The 8,295-nt window shown below is 71.9% G+C and carries 5 protein-coding genes; 3 read left to right on the top strand and 2 right to left on the bottom strand.

Annotation, left to right across the window (positions count from 1 at the left end; translation table 11 throughout):
* Positions 1 to 147: 147 nt before the first annotated feature.
* Positions 148 to 4,536: an FtsK/SpoIIIE domain-containing protein gene (locus ACIA3K_RS20635; protein WP_396802923.1), complete on the top strand. Its 4,389-nt coding sequence runs from the start codon at positions 148 to 150 to the stop codon at positions 4,534 to 4,536.
* A gap of 53 nt (positions 4,537 to 4,589) precedes the next feature.
* Here the strand turns inward: ACIA3K_RS20635 and ACIA3K_RS20630 are convergent, their stop codons facing one another.
* Both ACIA3K_RS20630 and ACIA3K_RS20625 read right to left on the bottom strand, forming a co-directional pair.
* The gene (locus ACIA3K_RS20630) at positions 4,590 to 5,264 is read right to left on the bottom strand and encodes a hypothetical protein (RefSeq protein WP_396802921.1); all 675 of its coding nucleotides are present in this window, start codon (positions 5,262 to 5,264) and stop codon (positions 4,590 to 4,592) included.
* Entirely contained in the window at positions 5,261 to 5,566 is a 306-nt protein-coding gene (locus tag ACIA3K_RS20625; RefSeq protein WP_357120592.1) for a hypothetical protein, read from the bottom strand. The genes ACIA3K_RS20630 and ACIA3K_RS20625 overlap by 4 nt, the downstream gene beginning before the upstream one ends.
* A 199-nt stretch (positions 5,567 to 5,765) precedes the next feature.
* Between ACIA3K_RS20625 and ACIA3K_RS20620 the strand changes: the two genes are divergently transcribed.
* Together ACIA3K_RS20620 and ACIA3K_RS20615 are read left to right on the top strand one after the other, a co-directional pair.
* Positions 5,766 to 7,589 (top strand): putative T7SS-secreted protein, encoded by a 1,824-nt coding sequence (locus tag ACIA3K_RS20620; protein ID WP_396802920.1) that lies wholly within the window; start codon positions 5,766 to 5,768, stop codon positions 7,587 to 7,589.
* A complete protein-coding gene (locus ACIA3K_RS20615) occupies positions 7,586 to 8,170 on the top strand; it encodes a type VII secretion system-associated protein (RefSeq protein WP_396802919.1) in 585 nt (194 codons plus the stop codon). Before ACIA3K_RS20620 ends, ACIA3K_RS20615 begins: the two co-directional genes overlap by 4 nt.
* Positions 8,171 to 8,295 lie beyond the last annotated feature (125 nt).

Below are 8,295 nucleotides of genomic sequence, written 5' to 3'. Positions count from 1 at the left end.
GCGAGCCCCCCCCCGTCCGCCACCACCCCCCCCACCCCCCCCCCCACCTCCCCCCCCCCCCCCCCCCCGCGGGGGGGGGGGGGGGGCCCCCCCCCCCCCCCCCCCCCCGACCGTGTTCCCGACGGATCGTCCGACCAGGAGATACCCGTGCGCCTGCTGCTCACCGTCACGGATCAGTCCACCCCCGCAACCGACTACCAGGTCGAGGCCGCCCTCGATTCCACCGTCGCGGAGCTCGCCGAGGCGCTGGCGGGGCGCCGTCCGGAACCCGGCACCCGAGCACCCACGATCTTCGTCGCCGGCGCTCCCCTGGACCCAGGGCTGACGCTCGCCGACGCCCCGCTCTGGCAGGGCAGCGTCGTCGAGCTGGATCGTCCGACGTCCGTGTCACCGCTACCGGTGGCCGGCCCGCTGGAGATCCGGGTGGTCAGCGGTCTCGGCGCCGGCAACCTGTACCCGCTCGCCATCGGCGAGCACGCCATCGGCGCCGCCGACGACAACCACGTCCGCGTACACGACGACCCGCTCGCTCCCGTGCTCGCCCAACTGCGGGTGACCGAGGACGGGGAGTGCTGGCTCCGTCCGACGGAGTCCGGCTTGTTGCTCGACCGCGTGGAGGTCGACGAGCAGGAGCGGATCTGGACGCCCGGGGCGCAACTCGCCGCGGGCTCCTCCCTGCTGGAGCTTTGCCGCCCCCTGCGGGACGAGGCCGCGCTCCAGATCTCGGAGGACCGTACGGGCCTCGACTACAACCGTCCGCCCCGCCTCCTGCCCGCGGCGCGGACCACCCAGTTCACGCTTCCCGGGCCGCCGGCGCCTCCGGAGCGACGGCCGCTCACGCTGATCACCGTGCTGGCGCCGGTCGTGCTCTCCGGCGCCGCGTTCGTCATCACCCGCAACCCGCTCACACTGCTCTTCGCCATCCTGTCGCCGCTGGTGCTGATCGCCGGTCAGATCGGCGCGCGGCGCCAGGGCCGGGCCACCTACCGCTCCCGGCTCGCCGAGTACGAGAAGAAGCGGGCGCGCATCAGCGAGGAGGCCGAGGAGGCGTTGGCCGCCGAACGGTCGGTCCGCCGGGACGACTTTCCCGACCCCGCGTCGATGGGGCTGATCGCCACCGGCCCGCAGCGTCGGCTGTGGGAGCGACGCCGCACCGATCCGGACTTCCTGGAGCTGCGGGTCGGCAGCGCGGACCTGCCGTCGGACGTGGTGCTCCGCGACCTGAGCCAGGACGAGAACCGGCGTGAGGTCCGGTGGAGCGCCCTCGACGTGCCGGCGACCGTGCCGGTACGCAAGCACGGTGTCGTGGGGGTGGCCGGCGACGCCGTCGCACGGACGACGGCCCGCTGGATGATGGCCCAGGCCAGTGCCCTGCACAGCCCGGAGGACCTGCAGATCTACCTGCTCTGCGGCACCGCCGACGAGACCGGCTGGGCCTGGGCGGGGTGGCTGCCGCACCTGCGGCCCCGCGACGGTCAGGACACCCTCGCGACGGTCGGCACCGATACCCAGACGTTGGCCCGCCGGGTCGGCGAGCTGGTGAGCGTCATCTCGTCCCGCTCCGGCGAACGGGGCAACGGAGCGTTCCGGGACATCCTCGTGGTGCTCGACGGCGCCCGCAAACTCCGGTCCCTGCCCGGCGTCACCCAGATCCTGCGCGAAGGACCGGCGGTCGGGGTGTACGCCATCTGCCTCGACGCCGAGGAGCGGCTGCTGCCCGAGGAGTGCCAGGCGGTCATCGCCCAGCAGGAGGACGGCTCGCTGCTGGTGACGCAGACCCTCGCCGCCCCGATCGCCGACGTCCACCCGGACGTCGTGTCGCCGGCGTGGCTGTACCGGACGGCGCGGGCGCTGGCGCCGCTGCGGGACATCGGTGGCGCCGACGAGGAGAGCGCCCTGCCCGGGTCGAGTCGGCTGCTCGACGTACTCGGGATGGAGCCGCCGGAGCCGGACGCGGTGACGGCCCGGTGGACCTCGGGTGGTCGGACCACCGAGGCGGTGCTCGGGGTGTCGCTCGACGGGCCGTTCGCCCTCGACCTGAAGCGGGACGGACCGCACGGCCTGGTGGCCGGCACCACCGGCTCCGGCAAGTCGGAGCTGCTGCAGACCCTCGTCGCCTCGCTCGCCGTGGCCAACCGTCCGGACGCGATGACGTTCGTGCTCGTCGACTACAAGGGCGGCAGCGCGTTCAAGGACTGCGTCCTCCTGCCGCACACCGTCGGCATGGTGACCGACCTGGACACCCACCTGGTGGGCCGGGCGCTGACGTCGCTCTCGGCGGAGCTGCGCCGACGCGAACACATCCTCGCCGAGGCCGGGGCGAAGGACATCGACGACTACGTGGAGCTGCTGCGCCGCGAGCCGTCCCGGGTCCCGATGCCGCGCCTGCTCATCGTGATCGACGAGTTCGCGTCGATGGTGCGTGACCTGCCCGACTTCGTGACCGGTCTGGTCAACATCGCCCAGCGCGGCCGGTCGCTCGGCATCCACCTGGTGCTGGCGACCCAGCGACCGGGCGGCGTGGTCTCCCCCGAGATCCGGGCCAACACCAACCTGCGTATCGCCCTGCGGGTCACCGACAGCAGCGAGAGCCAGGATGTGTTGAACGCCCCGGACGCGGCCGCCATCTCGAAGTCGACGCCGGGTCGCGCCTTCGTGCGTCTCGCCCAGTCGTCGCTGGTGCCGTTCCAGGCGGGTCGGGTCGGCGGATTCCGCCCCGGCGCGCGCAGCACCGACCGCCCGGCCCCCTGGTTGGCGCCGCTGTCCTTTCCCGACCTCGGTCGCCCCGCGCCACGTCGCCGGTCGGGCGAGGCGGCGCCGTCGGCCGAACTGACCGACCTCGCGGTGCTCGTGACGGCGATCCGGGACGCCAGCGAAGGACTGGGCATCCCGCCGCAGCACAGCCCCTGGTTGCCGGCGCTGCCCACCTCGCTGACCGTCGACGCGTTGCCCCCGGCGCGCGCCACCGACTACCACCTCCCGGCGGTCGCCTACGGGCTGGTGGACCTTCCCGCCCAGCAGGACCAGGTGCCGCTGGCGCTGGACCTCGCCACGCTCGGGCACCTGCACGTCATCGGCTCCTCGCGCAGCGGCCGATCGCAGACGCTCCGGACGATCGCCGGGGCGGTCGCCCGTGCCCAGTCCACGGCGGACGTCCACCTCTACGGCGTCGACTGCGGCAACGGGGCGTTGCTGGCCCTCAACGGTCTGCCGCACTGCGGGGCGGTGGTGCAGCGCACCGAGGCGGAGCGGCTCGGCCGGTTGTTCGCCCGTCTCGTCGCGGAACTGGGCCGGCGCCAGCAGCTGCTCGCCACCCGCGGCTCGGCGAGCATGGTGGAGTACCGGACGGGCGCCGCCGCGGGTGAACGACCGCCGCACATCCTGGTGCTCCTGGACCGGTTCGAGGTCTTCGACAAGACCTTCGCCGACTACGACAACGGCACGATCATGGCCGCTCTGCTGACCCTGCTGCGCGAGGGCGCCGGGGCGGGCATCCACGTGGTGCTCGCGGGCGACCGGGCCATGTTCTCCAGCCGGATCTCGTCCACCACCGACGACAAGCTGGTGCTGCGCCTGACCGAACGCGGCGACTACAGCATGGTCGGCATCAACCACCGGCAACTGCCGGACGAGATCGAGGCGGGTCGCGCGATCCGGGCGTCCGACGGCGCCGAGGCGCAGATCGCCCTGCTCGGCGGGGACACCTCGGGTCAGGGGCAGGCGCGCGTACTCGCCGACATCGCCGAGACGGCCCGGCAGCGGGACGCGGACGTCGCGTCCGGCGACCGCCCGTTCCGGATCGACGTGCTGCCCGACGAGCTGACCCTCGCGGACACCGAGACGCTCAACCGACCCGACGGGCCGCTGTGGACGATGGTGGGTGTGGGCGGCGACGAGCTCACCGCGATCGGGCCGGACCTGACGGTCGTCCCGACCCTGGTCCTGGCGGGCCCACCTCGCTCGGGACGGAGCACCGCGCTGCTGACGATGGTCGCCACCCTGCTGCGCAGGGGGACCGAGGTGGTCGTGGCGGCACCCCGCAGATCGCCGCTGCGCGAGCTGGCCGACCTCCCGGGCGTGCTCGACCTCGTCGCGAGCGAGAACCTCACCTCCGCCGTGCTGACGGCCGCGCTGGAGCGCAGGAGCGGACCGGCCGTGGTCGTGCTGGACGACGCCGAGTTGCTGCTCAAGTGCGACGCGGGCAGCGATCTCGGGGAGATCGCCCGAAGCGGCACGGAACGAGGGCTCGGGTTGGTCATGGCGGGCACCATCGACGGCCTGTCCGGCGGCTTCGGCGGCTGGCACGTCGACGCCCGGCGCAACCGGCAGGGCGCGCTGCTCAGCCCACAGGGCCTCGGTGACGGCGAACTGATCGGCACCAAGCTGAGCCGGGGTCAGCTCGGCGGGGGACGCCTGGGTCGGGCGCTGCTGCACCTGGGCGACGGCACCGTCCGCCTGGTGCAGATCCCCCGAACCGATCCGGTGGCGCTGCGGTCACTGGTGACGCCACCGGGAGCGGCGGCGGCCGAGAGGTGAGGTAAGGCCAAGGGGGACACCGCCGCGCGGTGTCCCCCTTGTCGTGTACGGGTTCAGGCGTCGGGCGCCATCTCCCCCGTCGACTCCGGCCGCGCGGCCAGCACCGGCTGGTCGTCGTCCCACGTGAACGCCAGGGACTCGGTGATCGCGCCGAAGAGCTCGAAGATGTCCTCCGCCTCGGCGAGGTTCGGGCTCGACCCGGTGACCACCACGACGTCCGCCGATCCCGGCATCGGTACGACGGTGTGCATCACCGCGCACCGCATCGTGACGCCGTCCTGGACGACGTTCTGGATGCCGTACACCCGACCGACGGTGCCGATGCGGGGAATCGCCGCGGTGGTCACCCGCCGCCAGGTCCCGTCGGCCCGGTTGGGGTGCGCCACCGCCGTCAACGCGCCGAGGATGTCGCCGTTGGCCGGTGGCGTGACCACCGCGACCACCACGGTGGCGATGAGCGGACCGTCCTCGTACATCTCGAAGACACCGGCCGCGTGGACCGCGCCGCCGCGCCGGGCCTGGCGTACCGACCGGCGTACCTGCTCGGCGAAGCGGCCCGCCTGGTCGGCGGTGAATCCGCCGGTCAGGGCGTGGCCCCGCGCCTCCTCGCCCAGCCGGTTCTCGCTCGCCTCGTCGGCCACCGGGAAGTCGACCCACGCCTGCGGAGTGCGCAGCTCGAAGCCGGTCGGGATCGGCGTCGCGGCATGGGCCTGGGTCGGGGCGCTCACTGTGCCGCCTGCTGATCCGGCGCGGTCAACGCGTTGACCGTCTGGGTGTCGGTCTCCCGGAACGCGTCGGCGACAGCCTTCGCGGCGTCGCGTACGCCCCCCAGGTCCTTGCCCACGACGTGCCGACCGTCGCCCCACCGCTTCTCGAAGTGCCGGGCGGCGTCCTCCAGGCCGCGCTGACCGAGCGTGTCGACCACCGCGCCCATCGACCGGACCGACGCGCTGTCCATCAGCTCCTTCGTGCGCCGCAGCAGTTCGTGTACGCGTTCCAGCTCGGCGCCAGGAACGAGGATCTCGCTCATCGCGCCCACTCCCCCGCCGGCCTGCCCATCGCATCGCTCATCTCCGCACCCTCCCGACCGTCTCGGCAACTGCGGCGTACACGGATCGGCGGCCGGCCCGGTTCATCAGGTGAACCAATCTCCCCCCGGCTACGTGTGCGACTCGGCTCCCGGCGGACGGCTCGGGCGCCGGCCTGACGATGCGATGGGGAGGTTCGTCATGACGCGTCCGGGCGACGCCGAGTGGTCCGTGTTGCAGCTCGATTCAGATCCCGTGCCGGGTGATCCGGAGTCCTTCGAGGAGATCACCAGGGCGTACCAGGAGCTGGCCAGAACCACCCAGGAGGCGCACGACCTGCTCGCGTCCGGCAGCCAGATCGACGTCGGCCAGGGCAAGGCCATGGACGCCTTCCGCGACCTGATCGGCAAACTGCCGGGACGCCTGGACCAGATGGCGAACTCCTACGCCAGCGCCGCCGACGCGTACCTGCGATACCTGCCCTCGCTGGAAGAGGCGCAGACGATGTCGCTGCGCGCCCTGGACCAGGCCCGACAGGCGGCCGGGGACCAGAGCGCCGCCCAGGCGGCGGCCGTCAGCGCGGCGGCCGCGCTCCTCGTCATGAACGCCGACACCACGACCACTCCGGACGCCAAGGAACAGGCCACCGACGACGCCACCGCCGCCAAGAACCGGGCCGCCGACGCCCAGCAGGCACTCGACGGCGCGAAGTCGCTGCTCGGTCAGGCGACCGCCCTGCGCGACCAGGCCGCCCGCACCGCCGCCGACACCCTGCACCAACTCGCCAAGGACGCACCGCAACGGTCCCTCTGGGACAAGATCGTCGAAGCGTTCAACGCGTTCATCGACTTCCTGCAGAGCACCGTCATCGAGTGGATCACCACCATCCTGGACGTGCTCTCGGTGGTCGCCTCGTTCATCTTCCCACCCCTCGGTTCGGCGATCGGCTTCCTCTCCGGCGCCATCGACCTCGCCGCCGCAGCCCTCGGCGGCGACCCCGCCGAGATCGCCCTCGCCGCCGGCGGACTCGCCCTCGGCCTCGTCCCCGGCGGACGAATCGTCAGCCGGGTCATCAAGTTCGCCAACAAATTCGCCGGCAAGATCAAACCCGGTAGCGTCGCCGACGGCATCAAGAACAGCACCAGGGAGGTCACCGGCGGCAGCGCCACCACCGTCGGGCGCGGAATCGACGAGAACGTCACCCGCATCGGCATCGGCAAGACGATCAAGGGTGTATTCGGCGGGATCCGGCAGAAGATCTCGGACATCCGGTTCGACCGTGATCTCAAGGCCGCCAGGAAGAAGCAGGACAAGGACCCGACATTGATCATCGGGCAGACCGACAACGGGCGCCTCACGACGTTCCACGCCTCGGACGTCCGATCCGTGCCGCTCAAGGACAACAACGGCAAGCAGATTGGCGTTCTCTTTCCCAGTGAACCGGACGACGTCGGCACCTTCACCAACTGGGCGAAGGTGGAGGCGAACGTCCCGCTCGGCCGGACCCAAGGCGGTTCACTGAACGTCGACGGCGCCAAACTGGTCCGCAGGATCCCCGGCACGCAGGCTCCGATGAGCACCGACCAGTTCGAGCTGGCACCTTGGGGCCGACTGAAGAGCCCACCCATCTTCGTCATCGCCCACGGTGATCCACACTCCGCGGCGGTCACCCTCAACAACGGCAAGGTGCTGTCGGTGCCGGGCACCCAGTTCGCCAGGGTCGTGCACTTCGACAACGTGTTCCGGGCCGCCGCGGAAGGCAACCCGAAGGGCTCCATCGCCCTGCTCTCCTGCAACTTCGCCAACCCCACAGGTAGCGCCGGTCAGGATTTCGCCAACGTGATGCGGGACCTTGGCAACAATCGGAAGATCTTTGCCTCGACGGAGGTCGTACAGGCCAGCCGCGGCGTCGACGTCGACGGCCTGTTCACCAGCCCTGGAAACAGTATTGCCAATGTGACGGTGGAGAATATGGGCGTTTTCAAGGAAATGAAGCCCGGCGTGACGCGGGACGTGACGAAGTGACGGCCGAGCGCGTGGACGACGCGGAGAACGAGCGGAACTGGATGCTGCTGCTGGACGAGGAGTGGACGGACTCCGGCGGCGAAGCGGCGGACGCGACGGCCATGCCCCCGGCGGAGGCCATCGTCGGTGGCTGGTTGGTGGAACGCGACGGCACCATCGCCCGTTTCACGGCCAACCCCCTGTACGAACCAAAGAGCCCGGCGGCACCCACCAGCCCGGTGGACGCCACGGCGGCTCTGGTCGCGAGCGGCCGCGCCGGCGTCGAGGCGGTGCTCCTGGCACTGCGCGACAGCTTGGTCGAGGTGGCGGTGGACGGCGAGGGTGGCGTCATCGTGGCACCGGCGCCGGACGGCGTTCCGTGCGTGCTCGTCGCGTCCGGGGCCGTGGACCAGGCCCGGATCGACGCGGCCGACTGGCGACAGGTCGACCTGGACGGGTTGCTGACGCTCCTGCCGGACGGCGTCGACATACTGCTGAATCCGGGCGGGCCACGCGCCATGCGGTTGTTCGCGGACGCGTTACGCGACCTCGCCGCCGAGGACGTCCCGCAGAGCGACGAGCCGTGGCCCTTCGCCCCGTAGTCCAGCGGCCGGACGACTCCCCCGCTGGGCATGGACGGCACGTCCGGGCCCAGCGGGGACAGGCCCGCCAAACGAGGATCGACGGACCCTGACGTCTCGAATCGGTCTCGACGTGGGTCAGTAGA

Source organism: Micromonospora sp. NPDC051543, from assembly GCF_044454415.1.
Lineage (GTDB): Bacteria > Actinomycetota > Actinomycetes > Mycobacteriales > Micromonosporaceae > Micromonospora.
This window is presented reverse-complemented; position numbering and strand designations above follow the sequence as displayed.